Annotated in this window: 21 protein-coding genes and 3 tRNA genes; 9 read left to right on the top strand and 15 right to left on the bottom strand. The window is 67.1% G+C overall.

The genetic code is table 11. The features are described 5' to 3' along the window. Positions 1-2 precede the first annotated feature (2 nt). The gene (locus BLS66_RS01345) at positions 3-695 is read right to left on the bottom strand and encodes an aspartate/glutamate racemase family protein (RefSeq protein ID WP_074724924.1); all 693 of its coding nucleotides are present in this window, start codon (positions 693-695) and stop codon (positions 3-5) included. Between the two features lie 161 nt (positions 696-856). Here BLS66_RS01345 and BLS66_RS01340 point away from each other — a divergent pair, with 161 nt between their 5' ends. Together BLS66_RS01340 and BLS66_RS01335 are read left to right on the top strand one after the other, a co-directional pair. Further along, positions 857-1,498, top strand: coding sequence for a LysE family translocator (locus BLS66_RS01340; protein ID WP_074725075.1), 642 nt, complete (start codon positions 857-859; stop codon positions 1,496-1,498). Positions 1,499-1,592: 94 nt separating this feature from the next. After that, the gene (locus tag BLS66_RS01335; RefSeq protein WP_049466953.1) at positions 1,593-1,766 is read left to right on the top strand and encodes a DUF1328 domain-containing protein; all 174 of its coding nucleotides are present in this window, start codon (positions 1,593-1,595) and stop codon (positions 1,764-1,766) included. A gap of 24 nt (positions 1,767-1,790) precedes the next feature. On the opposite strand, the gene BLS66_RS01330 is transcribed toward BLS66_RS01335, so the two are convergent. From BLS66_RS01330 to BLS66_RS01320, 3 genes are read right to left on the bottom strand one after another with little or no spacing between them, the layout of a single operon-like run. Next, on the bottom strand, positions 1,791-2,123 hold the full coding sequence (locus BLS66_RS01330; protein ID WP_057493607.1) for an SMR family transporter: 333 nt from the start codon (positions 2,121-2,123) through the stop codon (positions 1,791-1,793). Between the two features lie 33 nt (positions 2,124-2,156). Continuing rightward, positions 2,157-2,390, bottom strand: a complete 234-nt coding sequence (locus tag BLS66_RS01325) for a DUF1653 domain-containing protein (protein WP_053460935.1) — start codon at positions 2,388-2,390, stop codon at positions 2,157-2,159. A 12-nt stretch (positions 2,391-2,402) separates the two neighbouring features. Then, a complete protein-coding gene (locus BLS66_RS01320; RefSeq protein WP_049466949.1) occupies positions 2,403-2,687 on the bottom strand; it encodes a hypothetical protein in 285 nt (94 codons plus the stop codon). A 402-nt stretch (positions 2,688-3,089) separates the two neighbouring features. On the opposite strand from BLS66_RS01320, the gene BLS66_RS01315 reads away from it, so the two are divergent. The 3 genes from BLS66_RS01315 to BLS66_RS01305 all read left to right on the top strand — a co-directional run bounded on the left by BLS66_RS01315 (position 3,090) and on the right by BLS66_RS01305 (position 4,379). Beyond that, on the top strand, positions 3,090-3,296 hold the full coding sequence (locus tag BLS66_RS01315) for a hypothetical protein (protein WP_049466948.1): 207 nt from the start codon (positions 3,090-3,092) through the stop codon (positions 3,294-3,296). A 131-nt stretch (positions 3,297-3,427) separates the two neighbouring features. Next, positions 3,428-3,991, top strand: a complete 564-nt coding sequence (locus BLS66_RS01310) for a DUF3011 domain-containing protein (protein WP_049466947.1) — start codon at positions 3,428-3,430, stop codon at positions 3,989-3,991. Between the two features lie 184 nt (positions 3,992-4,175). Beyond that, positions 4,176-4,379 carry a hypothetical protein gene (locus BLS66_RS01305; protein ID WP_005417823.1) on the top strand — a complete coding sequence of 68 codons (204 nt, stop codon included), beginning with the start codon at positions 4,176-4,178 and terminating at the stop codon, positions 4,377-4,379. A 132-nt stretch (positions 4,380-4,511) separates the two neighbouring features. Here BLS66_RS01305 and dxs read toward each other — a convergent pair whose 3' ends face one another. From dxs to BLS66_RS01270, 7 genes are all read right to left on the bottom strand, one after another. Next, positions 4,512-6,419, bottom strand: a complete 1,908-nt coding sequence (gene dxs, locus BLS66_RS01300) for a 1-deoxy-D-xylulose-5-phosphate synthase (protein WP_049466971.1) — start codon at positions 6,417-6,419, stop codon at positions 4,512-4,514. Between the two features lie 105 nt (positions 6,420-6,524). Then, positions 6,525-7,190: an HNH endonuclease gene (locus BLS66_RS01295; protein ID WP_032956174.1), complete on the bottom strand. Its 666-nt coding sequence runs from the start codon at positions 7,188-7,190 to the stop codon at positions 6,525-6,527. Positions 7,191-7,523: 333 nt separating this feature from the next. Beyond that, the gene (locus BLS66_RS01290; protein WP_074724923.1) at positions 7,524-9,314 is read right to left on the bottom strand and encodes an acyl-CoA dehydrogenase C-terminal domain-containing protein; all 1,791 of its coding nucleotides are present in this window, start codon (positions 9,312-9,314) and stop codon (positions 7,524-7,526) included. Between the two features lie 64 nt (positions 9,315-9,378). Continuing rightward, the gene (locus BLS66_RS01285) at positions 9,379-9,855 is read right to left on the bottom strand and encodes an LEA/WHy family protein (protein ID WP_049466943.1); all 477 of its coding nucleotides are present in this window, start codon (positions 9,853-9,855) and stop codon (positions 9,379-9,381) included. Positions 9,856-10,019: 164 nt separating this feature from the next. Beyond that, positions 10,020-10,571: a lipocalin family protein gene (locus BLS66_RS01280; protein WP_074724922.1), complete on the bottom strand. Its 552-nt coding sequence runs from the start codon at positions 10,569-10,571 to the stop codon at positions 10,020-10,022. A gap of 123 nt (positions 10,572-10,694) precedes the next feature. Continuing rightward, positions 10,695-10,770, bottom strand: a tRNA-Phe gene (locus tag BLS66_RS01275). Between the two features lie 68 nt (positions 10,771-10,838). Next, positions 10,839-10,914 (bottom strand) — tRNA-Phe (locus tag BLS66_RS01270). A gap of 367 nt (positions 10,915-11,281) precedes the next feature. Here BLS66_RS01270 and BLS66_RS01265 point away from each other — a divergent pair. Continuing rightward, positions 11,282-12,307, top strand: coding sequence for an NADP-dependent oxidoreductase (locus tag BLS66_RS01265; protein ID WP_074724921.1), 1,026 nt, complete (start codon positions 11,282-11,284; stop codon positions 12,305-12,307). A 37-nt stretch (positions 12,308-12,344) separates the two neighbouring features. Here the strand turns inward: BLS66_RS01265 and BLS66_RS01260 are convergent, their stop codons facing one another. Next, positions 12,345-13,187 carry a bifunctional transcriptional activator/DNA repair enzyme AdaA gene (locus BLS66_RS01260; protein WP_074724920.1) on the bottom strand — a complete coding sequence of 281 codons (843 nt, stop codon included), beginning with the start codon at positions 13,185-13,187 and terminating at the stop codon, positions 12,345-12,347. 132 nt (positions 13,188-13,319) lie between these two features. On the opposite strand from BLS66_RS01260, the gene BLS66_RS01255 reads away from it, so the two are divergent. Beyond that, on the top strand, positions 13,320-14,081 hold the full coding sequence (locus BLS66_RS01255) for an SDR family oxidoreductase (protein WP_074724919.1): 762 nt from the start codon (positions 13,320-13,322) through the stop codon (positions 14,079-14,081). Positions 14,082-14,087: 6 nt separating this feature from the next. Here the strand turns inward: BLS66_RS01255 and BLS66_RS01250 are convergent, their stop codons facing one another. Next, positions 14,088-14,573, bottom strand: coding sequence for a hypothetical protein (locus BLS66_RS01250; RefSeq protein ID WP_074724918.1), 486 nt, complete (start codon positions 14,571-14,573; stop codon positions 14,088-14,090). Between the two features lie 158 nt (positions 14,574-14,731). Between BLS66_RS01250 and BLS66_RS20700 the strand changes: the two genes are divergently transcribed. Next, positions 14,732-14,902, top strand: coding sequence for a hypothetical protein (locus BLS66_RS20700; protein ID WP_164687808.1), 171 nt, complete (start codon positions 14,732-14,734; stop codon positions 14,900-14,902). A gap of 60 nt (positions 14,903-14,962) precedes the next feature. Here BLS66_RS20700 and BLS66_RS01245 read toward each other — a convergent pair. Next, a tRNA-Ala gene (locus tag BLS66_RS01245) sits at positions 14,963-15,038 on the bottom strand. Between the two features lie 232 nt (positions 15,039-15,270). Between BLS66_RS01245 and BLS66_RS01240 the strand changes: the two genes are divergently transcribed. Further along, positions 15,271-17,601 (top strand): TonB-dependent receptor, encoded by a 2,331-nt coding sequence (locus BLS66_RS01240; RefSeq protein ID WP_049466742.1) that lies wholly within the window; start codon positions 15,271-15,273, stop codon positions 17,599-17,601. Positions 17,602-17,732: 131 nt separating this feature from the next. Here BLS66_RS01240 and rnd read toward each other — a convergent pair whose 3' ends face one another. Beyond that, complete coding sequence (gene rnd, locus BLS66_RS01235) at positions 17,733-18,812, bottom strand: ribonuclease D (protein ID WP_074724917.1); 1,080 nt, start codon at positions 18,810-18,812, stop codon at positions 17,733-17,735. Positions 18,813-18,887 lie beyond the last annotated feature (75 nt).

The following is an 18,887-nucleotide window of genomic DNA, read 5'->3' as shown; positions in this document are numbered from 1 at the left end:
GCTCAGGCCAGTGCCGCATCCACCGCTGCCCGGGCGTGCAGGGTGGTGGTGTCGAACAGCGGCACCGGGCTGTCCTCGGCGCGGACCAGCAACATGATTTCGGTACAGCCGAGGATGATCGCTTCGGCACCGCGTGCGACCAGGCGCGCGATCACGCCTGCGTAGACCTGCCGCGAGTGTGCGCTGACCACCCCGGCGATCAGTTCCTGGTAGATGATGTCGTGCACGATGCGGCGGTCATCGGCTTCCGGAACCAGCACCTGCAGGCCGAAGCGGTCCTGCAGGCGGTCGCGGTAGAAGGCCTGCTCCATGGTGAACGCGGTACCCAGCAGGCCTACCCTGCGGAGGCCTGCCTGGCGGATCGCAGCGGCGGTGGGGTCGGCGATGTGCAGCAGTGGCAACGGGCACTGCGCTTCGATCCGCTCCGCCAGTGTGTGCATGGTGTTGGTGCAGATCACCAGCAGCTCGGCGCCACCGGCCTGCAGCCGCCGTGCGGCGTCCAGCATGTGGTCGCCCAGCACGTCCCAGCGGCCGTCGTGCTGCAGCTGCTTGATGCCGGCGAAATCCACCGACCACAGCAGCAGTTGCGCCGAATGCGCGCCACCGACGCGATGACGCACCGCCTCGTTGATGAGCCGGTAGTACTGTGCCGAGCTTTCCCAGCTCATGCCGCCGATCAGGCCGAGGGTCTTCATGCACTGCTCCATGCCGGAAGGGGCCATTGCAGCACAGATGGCGGTGGCGTTGCCGTGCAGGGGCGCCGGTATCTGTAACCGCCACATCCGCCGAATGCTGTATGTGCCGCATCGCGGGCGAGCGCCGTATGCTGGCGCCGTCTTCTGAAGTGGAAACCGGCATGGCCCTGCATACCTGGTGGTGGTTCCTGGTCACGGTCTTCGTGCTGTGCGGGACGCCCGGGCCGAACATGCTGCACATCCTGGGACGCAGCGTCGGGCTGGGCTTCCGAGGCAGCGTGCCGGCCATGGCCGGCTGCCTGCTGGCGATGCTGCTGGTGCTGGCCGCCTCCGCTGCAGGCCTGAGCGCAGTGCTGCACTCCTCACCGAGGCTGTTCGAGGTGCTGCGCTATCTCGGCGTGGCCTACCTGGCCTGGCTTGGCATCAAGGCGTGGCGTGACAGCGGCCGGCCGGCGCCCGCAGGGGCCGACGATGCAGAGGTCACGCTGGCGCCGGTGCATGGCGCGGGGACGGTGTTCCGTGGCGGCCTGTGGGTTGGCCTGAGCAACCCCAAGCTGCTGTTGTTTGCCGCGGCGTTCCTGCCGCAGTTCGTCGACCCGTCACGTGGCCAGGCCGTGCAGTACAGCGTGCTGGTGGCGACCTTCGCGGCCTGCGAACTGTTCTGGTACGTGATGTACGCGGCCGGCGGGCACGGCCTGCGTCGCTGGCTCGCAACGCCGTTGGCGCGGCGCTGGTTCGAGCGGCTGGTGGGGAGTGTGTTCCTGGCTTTTGCGGTGGCATTGCTGCGTTTCCGCCCGCGTTGATTCACGCCGCGCACGCGGCCTGTTCACGACTGCCGCATCGGCTGCGGCCTAGCCTGATCACACCGTTTGCATTCCCTGTGGGGAAAGGACTGACATGATCAAGTGGGCCATCATCTTCGCCGTCATCGGCATCATCGCCGGCGTGCTCGGCTTCGGCGGCATTGCCGGTGCCGCTGTCGGCATCGCCAAGTTCCTGTTCTGGGCCGGCATCATCATCGCCGTGGTGCTGTTCCTGATCGGCATGAGCGTGGCCAGGAAGGTCAGCTAGTGCCTGTTGCGCGGCAGCGTGCATTCAGTGCGCGCTGCTGCGCGAGAACAGGTTGATCACCAGCACGCCGGCGCAGATCAGCGCGATGCCGGCCAGCGCCGGTGCATCCAGGCGCTGCTTGAACACCACCAGTCCGATCAGTGAGATCAGCACGATGCCGACGCCGGACCAGATCGCGTAGGCAACGCCGGTCGGCACCGACTTCATGGTGACCGACAGCAGGTAGAAGCACAGCCCATAGCCGGCCAGCGCGCCGACGGTTGGCCACAGCCGGCTCATGCCGTCGGAGGCTTTCAGCAGCGACGTGGCCATCACTTCCAGCACGATGGCAGCGGCAAGATAGACGTAGGGATTCATCGGGCACTCCAGGTCACCGCGGCTTGCACCGGATCAGTCGTCGATGCGGGCAAAGCGCGGCTGCGTGCCGTGTTCGCCGGCTACCTGCTCGATGAACATCGGGTAGGGGCGCACCCACAGGCCACCGTCGCCGTACAGGGCGCGATACAGCACCATGGGCTGCAGCGTCTCGCTGCTGCGTACGATGTCGATCACCTCGTATTCGCCGCCCTTGAAGTGGCGGTAGCGGCCGCGGGCGAGGTCGGGCAGGGGACTCAATTCAGCCATGACTGTTCGTGCTCACTTGCGTGCCGGCGTCGCCGGCGTGGCGCAATAGGCGTCGATCGCCTCGGCCGTGTTGGCCAGGCCTTGCGCCTGTGCCAGCTCCCATGGGCGCTCGCAGCGCTGGGTGTGCTCGCACCACTGGTAGCCCGCGGAACCAATGCAGCCGTGGGCGTCGCGATCACCGCCTACGGTCGGCATCGAGGTCGATGCCGCACCGTCGTCGGCACGCGGGGGTGCCTTGTCCGGGCTGGCGCATGCGGCCAGGACCAGCAGGGCGGGGATCAGAAACAGCGCTTTCATCCGGCGGGCTCCGTGCCTAAAGCCGCAGTGTGCTTTCCGGCTGCCGGGCCAGCAAGCGCTCAATGCACGGCGGCGCGGATCAGCTCTTCGATCAGGACGAGATAGCTGGCCACGAAATAGAACTTCAGCAACGTCGAACGCTGGTGCGAGAAGAAGGTGCGCATGTGGAAGGGGCCCCTGTTGATGACGGTAGTGTGAAGCCAGGCTGACTCCGTGACAAGGATCACGGAATGAACCGGCTAAACGGGCTCAGGGATGTGAGGGTGTGAAGGGACGACCCGAAGGCGCGGCATTTTCGTACAAATCTGATAGGCCGACTCCGAGGCGATCGCTAGCCTGATGGTGTACCGGCGGGCCCCCCATGGGCCGGCCACGCCCCCTTCCAGCCACAGGAGCTTCCCCATGGTCATCACCGTCCAATGCTCGGCCCAGCGATGGTCCGTGCTGCATCCCCAGCTGCGCGATGCCACCGCCTATGCCCGGGGTGCCGACGCCTTTGACGCCGCCGCCGCGCTTGCCCTGGAACATCACCGCCGAACCGGCCAGCGCAGCACGGTGCGGGTCGAGGCGCTCGGCAACACGGTGGACGCGCTTCACGTCGGAGAGTGACAGCAGCGGCCGTGGCGCAGTCAGCCACGGTTGAGTTGTTTGAATGGGGAAAAACTGCCGGCGCCGGCCCTACTGTGCGCCGGGCCGCGAATCCCCGATGCTTGCGCCATCGTATTCATCTGGAGATTTCGATGGGCAAGGCACTCACCTGGCGCACCCTGGCCTGCACCCTGTTGCCGATGTTGGCGGCGGCCGGCGGCGCCCAGGCGCAGAGCTACGGCTACGGCTATGACGACGACCGCTACGGCGGCCGCGACGGCAGTGGCATCGTGCGCTGCGAGTCGGTCAAGAACCGCAGCAACGAGTGCCGCCTGGACGGTCGCGCGCGGTTGATCCGGCAGTTGTCCGGCTCACCGTGCGTGGAAGGCGAGACCTGGGGCCAGTCGCGCAATGGCGTGTGGGTCACGCAGGGCTGCCGGGCTGAATTCGTAGGTGAGTACCGCCGCGGTGGCGGCTGGGGCGGCAATGGCGGCGGCTGGGGCAATGGCAATGGCAATGGATGGGGCGGCGGTGATGTGGTCACCTGCCATTCCAACGGCCATCGCCAGGAATATTGCGATGCGCGTATCCGCCGCGGTGTGCGCCTGATCCGCCAGGATTCGCGCAGCGCCTGCATCGAAGGCCAGACCTGGGGCTGGGACCGCCGCGGCATCTGGGTCAGTGACGGTTGCCGGGCACAGTTCCAAGTGAACTGATCCAGGTGAACTGAGCTTTACGGATTCAGCCCGTAAAAATCAGAATAATCTGATACAGCTCACATTTTGAACGCCGTATTGTCCGCGATCAGGGCATCCCATATGCCCTGATCCCTGCGTGCCTCGCGCCGTTACCGACAGGGGCGTCGCCGCCATCGATACGCTGCCTCAAGGAGTGAGCTGCATGTTGATCCGCCTGCAATGCGAACAGCGCCAGTGGCGCGTGCTGCATCCGGATAGGCCGGAGCCGATCGAGTTCCGCGATGGCGCCCGTGCCTATGACTTCGCCGAGACCCTGGCCCGCCTGCACTTCGTCGACACCGGGCAGCGTGCGGCCGTGCGCGTGGAAGCCAGCGGCGCATTCGTCGAAGCGGTCAGTTACGGCTGAGCGTGGGGTGCCTGCCGAGGCAGGCCTGGGGAGTGCCGCCCTCCCGCGTGGCGTGGAACTACCTGCTTCCACCGTAGAAGGTGCAGGCCCTCGGCCGCACCTTCACCGTCATGCGTGGGTTCCTGATCGGCCTCAGCCTGCCGCGCTGAGTGGCGGCGTGCCAACGGCCAGCTGCGGCCAACGCTTGAGCACGGCGGCGCGAATGCCTGCCGCGTCGATGCCGGCCTCGGCCAGCAGGTCTTCGCGACTGGCGTGGTGCTGGTAACTGTCGGGCAGGCCCAGGTGCAGGATGGGGCGCAGCACGCCTTCGGCATTCAGCAGTTCGCCTACGCCGGAGCCGGCGCCGCCGGCCACCACGTTGTCCTCGATCGTGACCAGGCCCTCGTGCTGGGCAGCGATGGACAGCACCAGTTCCCGATCCAATGGCTTGATGAAGCGCATGTTGACCACGCTCAGGCCCAGTTCGCGGCCGACCTGCTCAGCGGCGGCCACGGTGCTGCCGAAGGCGAGCAGGGCGATGCGGCTGCCCTGCAGGCGCAGCTCACCCTTGCCGATCGGCAGGGTGGACAGGTCGTTGCCAGCGGCGACGCCGGTGCCGGTGCCACGCGGATAGCGCACGGCGGCCGGGCCGGGATGCTGCAGGCCGGTACTGAGCATCTGCCGGCACTCGGCTTCGTTGGACGGTGCCATCACCACCAGGTTCGGCACGCAGCGCAGGAAGCTCAGGTCGAGGTTGCCGGCATGGGTTGCACCGTCCGGGCCGACCACGCCGGCGCGGTCGATCGCGAACAGTACGTCCAGGTCCTGGATCGCCACGTCGTGCACCAACTGGTCGTACGCGCGCTGCAGGAACGTCGAGTAGATCGCCACCACCGGCTTGCCCCCCTGGGTGGCCATGCCGGCGGCCAGGGTGACCGCATGCTGCTCGGCGATCGCCACGTCGAAATAGCGCTGCGGGTACTCCTTGCTGAAACGCACCAGGCCGGAGCCCTCGCGCATCGCCGGGGTGATGCCGTACAGGCGCGGCTCGGCGGCGGCGGCATCGCACAGCCAGTCGCTGAATACATCGGTGTAGGTCGGCTTCTTGGCACCGGCCTTGGCCACCAGGCCCTTGTCCGGGTCGAACGGGCCGACGGCGTGGTAACCGATCTGATCGCCTTCGGCCGGCTCGTAGCCCTTGCCCTTGGTGGTCATGACATGCAGCAGCTTCGGGCCCTTGGAGGCACGCAGCGTTTTCAGCGTGGACAGCAGGGCCGGCATGTCATGGCCGTCGATTGGGCCGGTGTAGTGGAAGCCCATTTCCTCGAACATCGTGGAGGGGACGAACATGCCCTTCCAGTGTTCTTCCCAGCGCTTCACGAAGCGCGCCGGGTTGTTCTTCTTGTCACCGAGGATCTTCTTGCCGCCTTCGCGCAGTGCGTTGAGGGTGCGGCTGCCGGTGGCGCGGCCCAGCATCTTGGTCAGGCCACCGACCGCCTCGGAGATCGACATGTTGTTGTCGTTGAGGATCACCAGCAGGTTCGGTTCCGGCTCCATGCCGCCGGCATGCATCAGCGCTTCGAACGCCATGCCCGCGGTCATCGCACCGTCACCGATCACCGCCACGATCTTGCGGTCGTCGCCTTCGGACTGGCGGGCGATGGCCATGCCCAGTGCGGCCGAGATCGAGGTCGAGGAGTGGCCGACACCGAACGTGTCGTACTCGCTTTCCTCGCGCTTCGGGAACGGCGCGATGCCGTCCTTCTGCTTGACGGTGTGGATCTCGTCGCGACGACCGGTCAGGATCTTGTGCGGGTACGTCTGGTGACCGACGTCCCAGACCAGTTGATCGACCGGGGTCTGGTACAGGTAGTGCAGGGCCACGGTCAGTTCGATCACGCCCAGGCCGGCGGCGAAGTGGCCGCCGCTCTTGCCCACCGATTCGATGAGGTAGGCGCGCAGTTCGTCGGCGACCGCCCTCAATTCGGATTCGTCGAACGTGCGCAGGTCATCCGGTGTCTGGATGCGCGCGAGGCGGGGATAGCGGGCAGAGTCGATCATCATGTTCGCACTTTTTCTGAATGCCCATTTTCGCCCTCAAACGGGGGTGGGGCAAGCAAACGCCGCCGCCCGTGACAGGACGGTGAGGGTTGCATTTTCAGGCGTTCAGGTGCTCAGTTTCGACCGCTTGGGCAATTGTGCCTTCAGGAAGGCCATCTGGTCGGCCAGGATGTTGCGGTTGGACAGGATCAGGTGCTCGATCCAGCTGGGCCGGTAGGGCACCGCCAGCAGGGGCATGCCGGCCTGCTGCGGGGTGCGGTCGCTCTTGCGCGAGTTGCAGTGGAAGCAGGCGGTGACCACGTTTTCCCAGCAGTCCAGGCCGCCCTTGGACAGCGGCATGACATGGTCGCGGGTGAGCGTGGGGCGGCTGAACTGCTGGCCGCAGTACATGCACAGATGGGCGTCGCGGGCGAACAGGGCCTGGTTGGTCAGGTTCGGCGTCGGGTCAATCGCGCGCGAGCGGGCGTGGCCGCGGGCGGCGATGATCGGGTGCAGGTCCATGCCGCTCTGCAGGCCGCTGAAGCGGTTGGTGCCGCCGTGGATGTGCAGGCAGGGATCGCCGAGCGTCCAGGCCACCGCTTCGCGGGCGTAGAGGCAGGCCGCATCCTGCCAGGTGATCCAGTCCAGTACGCGTCCGTGGGCATCCAGCGAGAGCAGCCGGACCGAGCCGGGGCGATGCAGCGTCGTGGCGTTGGGCGATGCTTCGGCGCCCGGAGCAGAAAACGGAGCTCCGGCTTCGATCAGACCCAAGCGTGTAGTGTCTGTCTCCATCGGGAGAACAGCTTATACCTGAATGTTGACGATTTGTGTATCGCCTGTCGGCGATACGCAAATCGTCAACATTCAGGTCCACGCATTCTTCCTAATCCCCGCGCCTGTCGGCGCGCCCCCTTTAACAAAAGGGGGCTCTTCTCCAGAAGGATTTCAGGGGTTCTCATCCACGCGTGGCGTGGATCTACAGCAGCGGAAATCTGTCGAAGGCGGGGTGGGTCCGGTGGCGTGCGCCGTCCCCCGCAATCGGACCCACCTCGCCATCCCGCAGGAAGCCGGCTGTTGCGGTTGCCGGCCAGCGGCCGGCACTACCGGTGCAGGGCGAAGCCCGGCTCAGGCGCCGAAGCGCTCGTCGTCCATCGCCATCAGCGGGGCGGCGCCAGCCTGGATCGCTGCGGCGTGGCTGAGCGTGCGCGGCAGCACGCGGGCGAAGTAGAAGCGGGCGGTTTCGCGCTTGCCCTGGGCGAACGCGGCGCCGTGTGCGCTGGCATCGGCGGCGGCCACGCTGCGGGCCCACCAGTAGGCCAGCACCACGTAGCCCGAATAGAACAGGTAGTCGTAGCTGGCGGCGCCCAGTTCGTCCGGGTTGGCGGCCGCGCGCTGCAGCACGTCGCGGGTCAGCGTGCCCCATTCGGCGGCCTTGGCGCGCAGCGGGCCGATGAACTCGGCCAGCGCTTCGTTGCCCTCGTGTTCCTTGGCGAACGCTTCGATCTCGGCCAGCATCAGCTTCAGGCCGGCGCCCTGGCTGGACGCGGTCTTGCGGCCGATCAGGTCCAGCGCCTGGATGCCGGTGGTGCCCTCATACAGCGTGGTGATGCGGGCATCGCGGGCCAGCTGTTCCATGCCGTGTTCGCGGATGTAGCCATGGCCACCGAAGCACTGCAGGGCGTTGTAGGTGTTCTCGATGCCCCATTCGGTCTGGCAGGCCTTGGAGATCGGGGTCAGGAAGCTCACCAGGGTGTCGGCGCGCTCGCGCTCGGCGGCATCCTCGGCGTGGTGGGCGACGTCGATCAGGGTGGCCGCGTGCAGGGCCAGCAGGCGGCTGCCTTCGACCAGCGACTTCACGGTCAGCAGCATGCGGCGCACGTCCGGGTGGACCAGGATCGGGTCGGCTGCCTTGTCCGGGAACTTCGCCCCGCTCAGGGCGCGCGACTGCAGGCGCTCACGGCTGTACTTCAGCGCGTTCTGGTAGGCGCGCTCGGACAGGCCGATGCCCTGCAGGCCGACGCCCAGGCGCGCGGTGTTCATCATGGTGAACATTGCCTGCAGGCCCTTGTGCGGCTGGCCGACCAGGTAGCCCTGTGCCCCATCGAAGTTCATTACGCAGGTGACCGACCCCTTGATGCCCATCTTGTGTTCGATCGAACCGCAGCGCAGTGCGTTGCGCTCGCCGACGTTGCCTTCGCGGTCGACCTTGAACTTGGGGGTGACGAACAGCGAGATGCCCTTGGCGCCCGGAGGGGCGTCAGGCAGCTTGGCCAGCACCAGGTGCACGATGTTGTCGGTCAGGTCGTGCTCGCCGGCGGTGATGAAGATCTTGGTGCCGGTGATCGCATAGCTGCCATCGGCGTTCGGCTCGGCCTTGGTCTTGAGCAGGCCCAGGTCGGTGCCGCAGTGCGGCTCGGTCAGGCACATGGTGCCGGTCCAGCGGCCCTCGATCAGCGGCTTGAGGAACGCGTCGTGCTGCCAGGCTTCGCCGTGCTGCTTCAGCGCTTCGATGGCGCCGTGCGACAGCAGCGGGAAGTTGCCCCACGCCAGATTGGCAGCATTGATCATTTCGTTCAGCGGCACGCCCAGGGTGTGCGGCAGGCCCTGGCCACCCAGCTCCGGCGAAGCAGTCAGGCCGGTCCAGCCGCCATCGACGAACTGGTCGTAGGCCTGCTTGAAGCCGGGCGGGGTGGTCACTTCACCGGTGGCCTGGTCGAGCACGCAGCCAATCTCGTCGCCCACGCTGTTGAGCGGGGCCAGCACGGTGGCGCTGAAGCGGCCGGCTTCTTCCAGCACGGCATCGACCACGTCGGCGGTGGCGTCGGTGAAGCCCAGCCGGGCGAACAGGGGTTCGACCTTGAGCACGTCGTGCAGGGCGAAACGAAGGTCGGAAAGCGGGGCGGTGTAGCTGCTCATCGGTACGTCTCGATTTGATCAGGGCGGGGGCGCGGCGCCGGGGCGCCGCAACGGAAGGCGAACGTCAGCGCAGCACGCCCGGCAGGCCCGGGGCCTGGTTGAGGGTGCTGCGGCTGCTGATGTCGAAGCTGCGCTGCTTCTTTTCCTGCGGGGTGGCTGCCACCGTTCCCTTCAGGCCATAGGCCAGGGTGCGGTTGCCGGCCAGCGCGTCGGCCACCACCAGGCGCGCGGCCGAACTGGGCACGAGGTCGACATTGATGACGTCGGCGGAGGTGCCGCCGATGGAAATGCCGGGCTTGACCTGCAGGGTGCCGGCTGCGCTGTCGCCCACGGTCAGTGCCAGTGCGACGTCATCGAAGGTCATCGGCATCGAACTGTAGTTCTGCAGGCGCAGGGCCACGGTCCAGCTGCCGTCGGCGCGCACGGTCAACTGCTGCAGGCTGGCCGCCGGTTCCGAGACACGCTTGACGATGCCGTTGCTGCAGGCAGCAAGGGCGAGGGTGAACAGGACGATCAAGACGGTACGGACACGGTGGAGCATGGGCGCAAGTCCTCTGCAGGGGGTGCGTTGGGGTAAGCATACTACGGCGTATGGTTTTGTGGATCGCCCAAGGCGACCCGTCGCAGAGGGTAGCGCGTGAAGATGGCGGCCGGGCGTGCGAAATGCCGGATCGGCTGCGTGCGACGCGCCTGATGCAGGGCGGTTCAGTCAGCCGCGGAATCGCGCAGCGGGGCCATCAGGCGCAACGGCGCGAGGTCGTACCCCATCGATTCGGCCGTGGCTTTGAGCTGTTCAAACCGGCCGCGCTCCATTTCCGGCAGGCGCGAGAGGATCCACAGGTACTTGCGGCCGGGTTCGCCGACCAGTGCCCACTGATAGTCCGGGTCCAGCGCGAGCACCCAGTAGTCCGCCCAGACCAGCGGCACCCAGCTCAGCCAGTCCGGGACGAAGCGGACCTGCAGTTGCCCGGGATGACCGGCTACCGGCCGAGCCACCCCTTCGGCGACCACCCGTTCGCCGTCGCCCTTGCGGCACGCATTGGTGACGCTGATGTGGCCGTCGCCGCGCAGCCCGTAATTGGCGGTGATGTCACCGACGCACTGCTTCTGGAACGAGACCGGCAGGTGGGCAATCTCGTGCCACTGGCCGGCATAGCGGTCGATGTCCAGATGGTCTACCGCGCGCACCGGTTCGGCGGCGAGGGCCGGGCAGGTGGCCAGCAGCAGGAATGCGAGCAGGGCAGGGCGCGTCAGCATCGATGGACTCCAGGCAGGAGCCCTGAGCGTAGGTGTCGCGGCGTAGGCCGGTGTAAATGTTCCGTCAACCGGGCGCACGCCACGGGCAAAAAAAAGACCCGCATTTCTGCAGGTCTCGAAAGATGGTGGCCGAAGACGGAATCGAACCGCCGACACGGGGATTTTCAATCCCCTGCTCTACCAACTGAGCTACTCGGCCAAATTGTGCGGCAACCGCCATTGCGATTTCCGGAAAAAAAGACCTGCATTTCTGCAGGTCCTCAAACATGGTGGCCGAGGACGGAATCGAACCGCCGACACGGGGATTTTCAATCCCCTGCTCTACCAACTGAGCTACTCGGCCACGTGTTTCGTTGCAGCGAGGTCGCTGCCAAGGACGCGCATATTACGGAGGTCGGCCGCCTACGGCAAGCATTTTGGCAAAAAACCTTCACATTGCCGTCTGCGCAGGTGCAAGTGCTTGATCCTCCGTCGCGCCACGGAGGGCAGGGCCCTGCAGGCCGATTCACCCGGCGCCGGGGCGTGGTGATCGTCACCTGCGGCAGAAATCAGCGGGCCATGCTGATCGGCAAAGCTGCACGGGCAAGGCCTGCACGCGGCGATGGCCACGCCGGTCGATGGAACGCTGTTTTCGTGGCCGCCATGGGGCGACGCTGCGGCGTAGTGTCGGCTTTCCTTTCCCGATGCTGCCCACAGCAGAGACGTTCGCCATGTCCGACTCATCGACCACCTCCCGTATCGTGCTGGCCTCGCGTCCGCAGGGCGCACCGCGTGCGGCCAACTTCCGCCTGGAGCAGGCCGCGTTGCCGCCACTGGCCGAGGGTGAAGTGCTGCTGCGCAACCGCTACCTGTCGCTCGACCCGTACATGCGCGGACGCATGGACGAGGGCCCCTCGTATGCCGCGCCGGTGGCGGTGGGCGCGGTGATGGAGGGGCAGACGGTGTCCGAGGTGCTGCAATCCCGTGCCGAGGGCGTGGCAGTGGGCGAGCGGGTGCTGGCGCCCGGTGGCTGGCAGACCCATGCAGTGTTGCCGGCCACGGCACTGGGGCGCCGGCTGGATCCGGCCGGCCTGCCGCTGAGTACCGCGCTGGGCGTGTACGGCATGCCGGGCTTCACCGCGTATTCCAGCCTGCATGAAATCGCCCGCCTGCAGCCGGGCGAGACGCTGGTGGTGGCCGCCGCGACCGGGCCGGTGGGCGCCACGGTGGCCCAGCTGGCCAAGCTGCAGGGCGCGCGGGTGGTGGCGATCGCGGGTGGCGAGGCCAAGCGCAGCTACCTGCAGACGCTGGGCGTGGATGTAGCGCTGGATCATCGCGCCGCTGATTTCGCCCAGCAGCTGCGTGACGCGGTGCCAGCGGGCATCGATGTGTACTTCGAGAATGTCGGCGGCCATGTGCTGGATGCGGTGCTGCCGCTGCTCAACAACTTCGCCCGCATTCCCGTGTGCGGCACCATCGCCACCTACAACGAGCGCGGCGTCGCGCAGCCCGGCCCCGACCGCCTGCCGGCGCTGTTCAGCCAGATCCTGCGCCAGCGCCTGACCGTGCGCGGCTTCATCGTGCACGACTTCAACCATCTGTGGCCGGAGTTCGAACGCGAGATGCCGCAGTGGCTGCGCGAAGGCCGCATCCAGTACCGCGAGGACGTGGTGGACGGGCTGGAGAATGCGCCGGAGGCGTTCTTCGGGCTGCTGCAGGGGCGCAACTTCGGGAAGCTGGTGGTGAAGCTGGACTGAGGGCTTGGCGGTGTGCCGACCAAGGTCGGCACCCACGTCAGGCAGTCGAGGCGTTTTCCCGGCGCAGCAGTTCGCGCTTGCGTGCCACGCCCCAGGCGTAGCCGGACAGGTCGCCGTCGCGCCGGACCACGCGGTGGCAGGGCACCGCCACCGCCAATGGATTGCTCGCGCATGCGCGGGCCACGGCGCGGCTCGAGCGGGGCGCGCCGATGCGCGCTGCGATATCGGCATACGAGGCGGTCTGTCCTCGCGGAATCTGCTGCAGCGCCTGCCATACCCGCTGCTGGAAGGCGGTGCCGCGGATATCCAGCGGCAGTGTGGCGCCTCGCGAGGGATCCTCGACCAGGCCTACCACCTGTGCCACCAGCTGCTCATAGCCCCGGTCGGCGCCGACCAGTTCGGCCTGGCGGAAGCGTTGCTGCAGCGACTGCAGCAGCGTCTCCGGATCGTCGCCGAGCAGGATCGCGACTACGCCGGTGGCACTGCTGGCCACCAGCACGCTGCCCAGCGAACTCTCGGCAAGCGCGAAGTGGATGACTTCGCCGCGACCACCGGCACGCCATTGCTTCGGTGTCATGCCCAGCAGCCGCGGCGCGTTTTCGTAGAAGCGCCCGCTGGAACCGAAGCCGGCATCGTGGAAGGCATCGGTGATGCGTTCATGCTGCTCAAGCCCGCTGCGCAGGCGATCGGCGCGCAACGCGGCGGCGTACTGCTTCGGGGTCAGCCCGGTGGCCTGCTTGAACAGGCGATGCAGCCGGGTCGGGCTGCAGCCGGCGATGTCGGCCAGTTCCTGCAGCGAGGGCTCGTCAAGGCTGGCCTGCAGGTGGCGGCAGACCCGTTCGACACGGGCATCCAGGGCGGGGGTGACGGTACTGTCCATGGGCGGATTCTGGCACGTGCCGGTTCCGCGGAAACTCCGTTTCCTGCACCCCTCTGCCTGGCCCTGAAACGGAGTGTTGGCCGGCCACAGGCGCGGCATCGTGGTGGCCACCTCACACCCGGTACCACGACCATGCGCCTGAACAACAAGATCGCCCTCATCACCGGTGCCAGCGCCGGCATTGGCCGCGCCAGTGCGCTGCGCTTCGCTGCCGAAGGCGCGAAACTGGTGCTCAACGCGCGGCGGCTGCAACCGCTGCAGGAACTGGCCGAGCAGATCCGTGCCGCCGGCGGCGAGGTCGTGGTGCATGCCGCCGACGTGGCCGCGCCGGGCACGGCACAGGCGCTGGTCGATCTGGCCCGGCAGTCATTCGGAGGCCTGGACATCGCGCTCAACAACGCCGGCATGCTCGGTCCCGGCGCACCGGCGGCGGAGTTCCCGGTAGAGGCCTGGCGCGACGTGATGGCGACCAATCTCGATGCCGCTTTCCACGCGGCACGCGCGCAGTTGCCGGCATTGCTGGCACGTGGCGGCGGCTCGCTGGTGTTTGTTGGCACCTTTGTTGGCCATACCGTGGGCTTCCCGGGCATGGCGGCCTATGCGTCGAGCAAGGCCGGGCTGATCGGCCTGAGCCAGGTGATCGCCGCCGAATACGGGGCGCGGGGCGTGCGCAGCAACGTGCTGCTGCCCGGTGGTACCGATACCGAAATGGGCCGGCAGGCCGCACCGACCGGCGATGCCCGCGACTTCGTGCGCTCGCTGCACGCACTGAAGCGCATGGCCGAGCCGGAGGAGATCGCCAACGCGGCGCTGTTCCTGGCCAGTGATGAAAGCAGTTTCGTTACCGGTACGGCGATGCGTGTGGAGGGCGGGGTGTCGATCACCCGTACCTGAGCGGCGTCACGAGCGTGGCGCGTAGCGGATTCCGCTGCTGGCCATGAAGCCCTTCGGATCGAAACGGGCCCAGGCTTCGCCCCAGTCGAACCGGGCGCGGCCACCTGCCAGTTTGCGCCCCAGTGCCGTAGCCAAGGTGCGACGCATGAAAGCGACTTCGGCATCGATCGAGGCCTGGGTCGGCCAGCCGTCTTCCCGTGTCGCACCCGGCAGATCGACGCCGATCGCCACCATGTCGAGCTGTTGCCCGTGGAAGCACAGGCTGATGCCAGCGGATGCACCGCCCAGGCTGAGCCGGTGCAGGCTCAGCCAGTGATAACCGGTGCCGACATCGCGTTCCCCTCGCACCAGCGCGGCGAAGGCGACGCTCGCTTCTTCCCGGGACAGGGTGGGGCCGATCAGCGTCGGCAGATTGCCGAGCTGGATGCTGCCGTCGGTTGCATCAAGGCGCATCGGCAACGCGTGGGCTGCGTGCTGGGCGGGGGAGGGCATGGCACACCGGTGAGCGTGGTGCCCCGGATTCTGGCCGCGCGGGGCGGTGGCGGCAAGCCGCTCCTCCACACGATGTTGGCACGGGACTGACCTGCGGCTCACCCGGCAACCTCTAGCGTGGTGGCAACGTTGGCCTGCTGCCGGCGAGGGAGTTTTCGATGAACGAGCAACGCAAGGATCAGGACCCGAAGCAGGGCATCCAGGAAAGCCGCCAGGACAGGAAGCAGGACGATGTGGCCAAGCAGCGGCCGGGGCAGCGCGATCAACAGGTGCGCGACGCGCACTCGCGTGGCCCGCAACGCAAGGATGGAGACCAGGAGCCGGCCTGAGCCGGAGCGCTGAAAAGAAAAAACCCGCAGATCGCGACGATCTGCGGGTCTTCTTATGAGTGGTGGAGCCAAGGAGGATCGAACTCCTGACCTCGTCATTGCGAACGACGCGCTCTCCCAGCTGAGCTATGGCCCCACGGCAGGGCTTCAGTGTAGCCAACTGGCTGCGCCTTGCCAAGCCGACCCGGGATGTGCCGGGCGACGTGGCGTGAGCACGCGCAACTGTGCCGAAACCGTCCGGTTTGCCGGGCCCGGATGCCGCGCAACGAAATCGTAACAATTTGGGGGATAATGGCCGCTTGCGCAGTTTTCCTCCTCTTTGCCGCCCGGCTCGCGCAGGCCGCACGGACGCCTCCTCAGAGCATTCCATGCCCTCCCATTCCGATTCCCGCCGCCCGTCGGGTCTGTCGTCTTCCTTCGTTTCCTTCCGCCGCCATCCGCTGGCCCTGGCCTGTGCCGGCCTGGCCCTGGTCGGCAGCTTCGGTGCCGCCGCGCAGGACAGCGCTCCGACCCCGACCGGCCTGGACACGATCACCGTGACCGCCGAACACCGCGAGCAGAACCTGCAGGAAGTGCCGGTTTCGGTCGGCGTGGTGCAGGGCGAGCGCATGCGCGACTTCACCGCCGGCGGCGACGACACCCTGCTGGCGCTGTCCGGCCGCGTGCCGAGCCTGTATGCGGAAACCACCACCGGCCGCATCTTCCCGCGCTTCTACATCCGTGGCCTGGGCAACATCGACTTCTACCTGGGTGCCTCGCAGCCGGTGTCGATCATCCAGGACGACGTGGTGCTGGAGCACGTGGTGCTGAAGTCCAACCCGGTCTATGACGTGGACCAGGTGGAAGTGCTGCGCGGCCCGCAGGGTTCGCTGTTCGGCCGCAACACCACCGCCGGCATCGTCAAGTTCGACACGCTGAAGCCGACCCAGGACTACACCGGCCGCGTCAGCGCCAGCTACGCGACCTACAACAGCGTGTCGATCGACGGCGGCTTCGGCGGCCCGATCAACGACATCGCCTCGTTCCGTGTGTCGGCGCTGTACCAGCACCGCGACGACTACGTCGACAACACCTACAAGGGCCCGAGCGCCGACGGCACGGTCAGCCCGAAGAAGAACGCCATGGGCGGCTTCGATGACCGCAACGTGCGTGCGCAGCTGCTGCTGACCCCGAGCGACCAGTTCTCGATCCTGGCCTCGGCCCATGCCCGTGACTACGAAGGCACCTCGACCCTGTTCCTGCGCGGCGCGCTGACCAAGGGCTCGAACAAGACCGACGTGCCGCGCGACCAGGTCGCCTACGACGAAGCCGACAACAACCCGCAGGCCTACAAGACCTACGGCGGTTCGGTGAAGGCACGCTACGACTTCGGTGCGATCGACTTCACCTCGATCACCGCCTATGAGACCACCTCCGGCTACAGCCGTGGCGACACCGACGGCGGCGCTGCGGTGAACTTCCCGGTCAACGGCGTGCCGAACGGCTACGGCCAGTCGATGGGCCGCATCCGCGACCTGGACCAGTGGACCCAGGAATTCCGCCTGGCCAGCCATGACGACAGCGCGCTGCAGTGGCAGGCCGGTGCGTTCTACTTCAACGGCAGCGACACCACCGACTTCTACCAGCGCGCCTGGTTCCTGAAGGGTGCCGCGCGCAATCCGAACAACTGGGTGCGCCTGCGCAACAAGAACACCTCCTGGGCCGGTTTCGGCCAGCTGAGTTACGCCTTCACCGACAAGTTCACCGTTACCGCCGGCCTGCGCCAGACCAGGGACGAGAAGCACACCCGCCTGCTGAAGACGGCTGACACTGCCGCCGGCGTGGTCACCTACAAGGGCCGCACCGACGTCAGGATGTCCGACACCACCCCGAGCTGGGATCTGAGCGCGATGTATCAGATCACCCCGGATGTGAGCGTCTACGCCAAGGTCGCGCGCGGCTTCCGTGGCCCGACCATCCAGGGCCGTTCCGCGGTGTTCAATGCTGATTTCACCACCGCCGATTCCGAGACCATCCTGTCCTGGGAAGCGGGCGTGAAGAGCAGCTTGTGGGACAACCGCCTGCGCCTGAACGCCACCGCGTTCACCTACACCGTCAATGACATCCAGCTCAACGGCAACGATTCGGACGGCAATGGCGTGCTGTTCAACGCCGACAAGGCCAAGGCCTACGGCTTCGAAGCGGACATGGAACTGCGCCCGATCCCGAACCTGACCCTGAGCGCCGGCCTGAGCCTGCTGCACAGCGAGATCAAGGACAAGCGCGTCTACGCGCAGGTCTGCGGCCTCAACGGCCAGGTGGTGTGCACGGTGAATGACCCGACCATCAAGGTCGGTGCCAACACCTTCGCGCAGATCGACGGCAACCCGCTGCCGAATGCGCCGAAGTACAACGTCAACCTGGCCGCCCGCTATGACGTCCCGGTCAGCGACGCAGGCACCCTGTTCGTGTCCACCGACTGGAACAAGCAGGGATACACCAGCTTCGTGCTGTACGACAGCAAGGAGTTCAACTCCAAGGGTGACTTCGAGGGTGGCCTGAAGATCGGCTATTCGGGCAACTATGGTGCCTACGAAGTGGCGCTGTTCGCGCGCAACATCACCAATGAGAAGAACCTCAAGGGTGTGATCGAGAACTACATGGCCGCGGTCTACAACGAACCGCGCACCGTCGGTGTCTCGTTGAACATGAACTGGTAAGGCGTTGCCGCGAGGGTGGGCGGTCCCACCCTCGCACTGCTGGAGTGCGCAGGGCGGCCCGGTGATCCGGGCCGCCCATTTTGTTGCGTTCGACGGCGGCGGGAATGCAATCCGGCGCCGCGCCCGCTGCTTCAGCGTGCCGGCAGCAGCGCATGCAGCTGCGCTTCCAGCTCCTGCTGGCGCCAGCCGGCCAACGCGGCCGGCCATTGGCGGCGCTCCAGGTAGCTTTCCAGATGCTTGCGCGAGGCCAGCACGCCATCCGGCAGGCCCAGCTCGCGGCTGCGCTCGGCAACGGCGTCCTGCAGCTTCTTCAATGCCTGCTTGTTGCTGTCGTTGGCCGGCAGCGCCAGCGGAGCCTCGGCCTCATCGGCCAGCGGCGTGTCCAGCGCCTGCCACACGGCGCCCGCCAGCTTGCGCGGCGCTTTCGGGAACTGTTCGAACAGCGCGGCCAGCGCAGCGGCATCGGCCGGTGGCGTGCGTGCCAGCGTGGCGGCCAGTTCGTTGTCCAGGATCCAGCTGCGCGGTCGGTCGCTGCTGCGTGCCTGCACGTCACGCCAGCGCAGCAGGCGCAGCAGGCGGCGCTGCGCAGCGGCATCGAGGAACTGCGCTGAGCGCATCGCCAGGTGTGGCCAGCGGTCCTCGTCGTTGGCGACGCTGGCCAGCAGGCGCTCGCCGTCGTCGTACAGCCACTGCTGGCGGCCCAGCGCCTGCAGCTTGGCGTCGATGGCGTCGTGCAGCGCGAACAGGTGCTCGACATCGTCGGCGGCGTACTGCAACTGCGATTCCGAGAGCGGACGGCGCATCCAGTCCGAGCGGGTTTCGCCCTTGGCCAGCGCCACGCCGGTGATTTCCGCCACCAGCTTCTGGTAGCCCATGCCGCCCCCGATGCCGGCCAGCGCAGCGCCGATCTGGGTGTCGAACAACGGTCGCGGCAACACGCCGCACGCCCACTTGAAGGCGACCAGGTCTTCGCTGGCGCTGTGCATCACCTTGATGATCGATTCATCGGCCAGCCAGGGCACCAGCGCCTCGGTCATGCCGGGAATCAGCGGGTCGATCAGCAGGATGTCCTGCCCGACCGCCATCTGCACCAGTGCCAACTGCGGCCAGAAGGTGCGTTCACGGATGAATTCGGTATCCAGGCCGATGCGGGCCGGGCGCTGCTGGAAATACGCATCCAGCTCGGCGGGGGTGGTGATCCAGGTTGCCACGGGTCAGGGCCTACTACTCGGGTTTGCTCAGGCAGGGGAGAATAGCCTAACGTCGGTGCGCATCCGTGCCGAAGG

Origin of the sequence: Stenotrophomonas pavanii, assembly GCF_900101175.1 — a bacterium.
GTDB classification, from domain to species: Bacteria; Pseudomonadota; Gammaproteobacteria; order Xanthomonadales; family Xanthomonadaceae; genus Stenotrophomonas; species Stenotrophomonas pavanii.
Note: the sequence above shows the minus strand (reverse complement) of the source record. Positions and strands in the feature narration are given on the sequence as shown.

Bases quoted from the DNA above. Each gene is read 5' to 3' on its own strand.
- dxs (WP_049466971.1), bottom strand. From the start codon at position 6,419: ATGATCGACTCTGCCCGCTATCCCCGCCTCGCGCGCATCCAGACACCG.
- BLS66_RS01340 (WP_074725075.1), top strand. From the start codon at position 857: ATGGCCCTGCATACCTGGTGGTGGTTCCTGGTCACGGTCTTCGTGCTG.
- BLS66_RS01280 (WP_074724922.1), bottom strand. From the start codon at position 10,571: ATGCTGACGCGCCCTGCCCTGCTCGCATTCCTGCTGCTGGCCACCTGC.
- BLS66_RS01290 (WP_074724923.1), bottom strand. From the start codon at position 9,314: ATGAGCAGCTACACCGCCCCGCTTTCCGACCTTCGTTTCGCCCTGCAC.
- BLS66_RS01325 (WP_053460935.1), bottom strand. From the start codon at position 2,390: ATGGCTGAATTGAGTCCCCTGCCCGACCTCGCCCGCGGCCGCTACCGC.
- BLS66_RS01240 (WP_049466742.1), top strand. From the start codon at position 15,271: ATGCCCTCCCATTCCGATTCCCGCCGCCCGTCGGGTCTGTCGTCTTCC.
- BLS66_RS20700 (WP_164687808.1), top strand. From the start codon at position 14,732: ATGAACGAGCAACGCAAGGATCAGGACCCGAAGCAGGGCATCCAGGAA.
- BLS66_RS01255 (WP_074724919.1), top strand. From the start codon at position 13,320: ATGCGCCTGAACAACAAGATCGCCCTCATCACCGGTGCCAGCGCCGGC.
- BLS66_RS01250 (WP_074724918.1), bottom strand. From the start codon at position 14,573: ATGCCCTCCCCCGCCCAGCACGCAGCCCACGCGTTGCCGATGCGCCTT.
- BLS66_RS01295 (WP_032956174.1), bottom strand. From the start codon at position 7,190: ATGGAGACAGACACTACACGCTTGGGTCTGATCGAAGCCGGAGCTCCG.
- BLS66_RS01320 (WP_049466949.1), bottom strand. From the start codon at position 2,687: ATGAAAGCGCTGTTTCTGATCCCCGCCCTGCTGGTCCTGGCCGCATGC.
- BLS66_RS01260 (WP_074724920.1), bottom strand. From the start codon at position 13,187: ATGGACAGTACCGTCACCCCCGCCCTGGATGCCCGTGTCGAACGGGTC.
- BLS66_RS01330 (WP_057493607.1), bottom strand. From the start codon at position 2,123: ATGAATCCCTACGTCTATCTTGCCGCTGCCATCGTGCTGGAAGTGATG.
- BLS66_RS01310 (WP_049466947.1), top strand. From the start codon at position 3,428: ATGGGCAAGGCACTCACCTGGCGCACCCTGGCCTGCACCCTGTTGCCG.
- BLS66_RS01305 (WP_005417823.1), top strand. From the start codon at position 4,176: ATGTTGATCCGCCTGCAATGCGAACAGCGCCAGTGGCGCGTGCTGCAT.
- BLS66_RS01315 (WP_049466948.1), top strand. From the start codon at position 3,090: ATGGTCATCACCGTCCAATGCTCGGCCCAGCGATGGTCCGTGCTGCAT.
- BLS66_RS01345 (WP_074724924.1), bottom strand. From the start codon at position 695: ATGAAGACCCTCGGCCTGATCGGCGGCATGAGCTGGGAAAGCTCGGCA.
- BLS66_RS01265 (WP_074724921.1), top strand. From the start codon at position 11,282: ATGTCCGACTCATCGACCACCTCCCGTATCGTGCTGGCCTCGCGTCCG.
- BLS66_RS01285 (WP_049466943.1), bottom strand. From the start codon at position 9,855: ATGCTCCACCGTGTCCGTACCGTCTTGATCGTCCTGTTCACCCTCGCC.
- BLS66_RS01335 (WP_049466953.1), top strand. From the start codon at position 1,593: ATGATCAAGTGGGCCATCATCTTCGCCGTCATCGGCATCATCGCCGGC.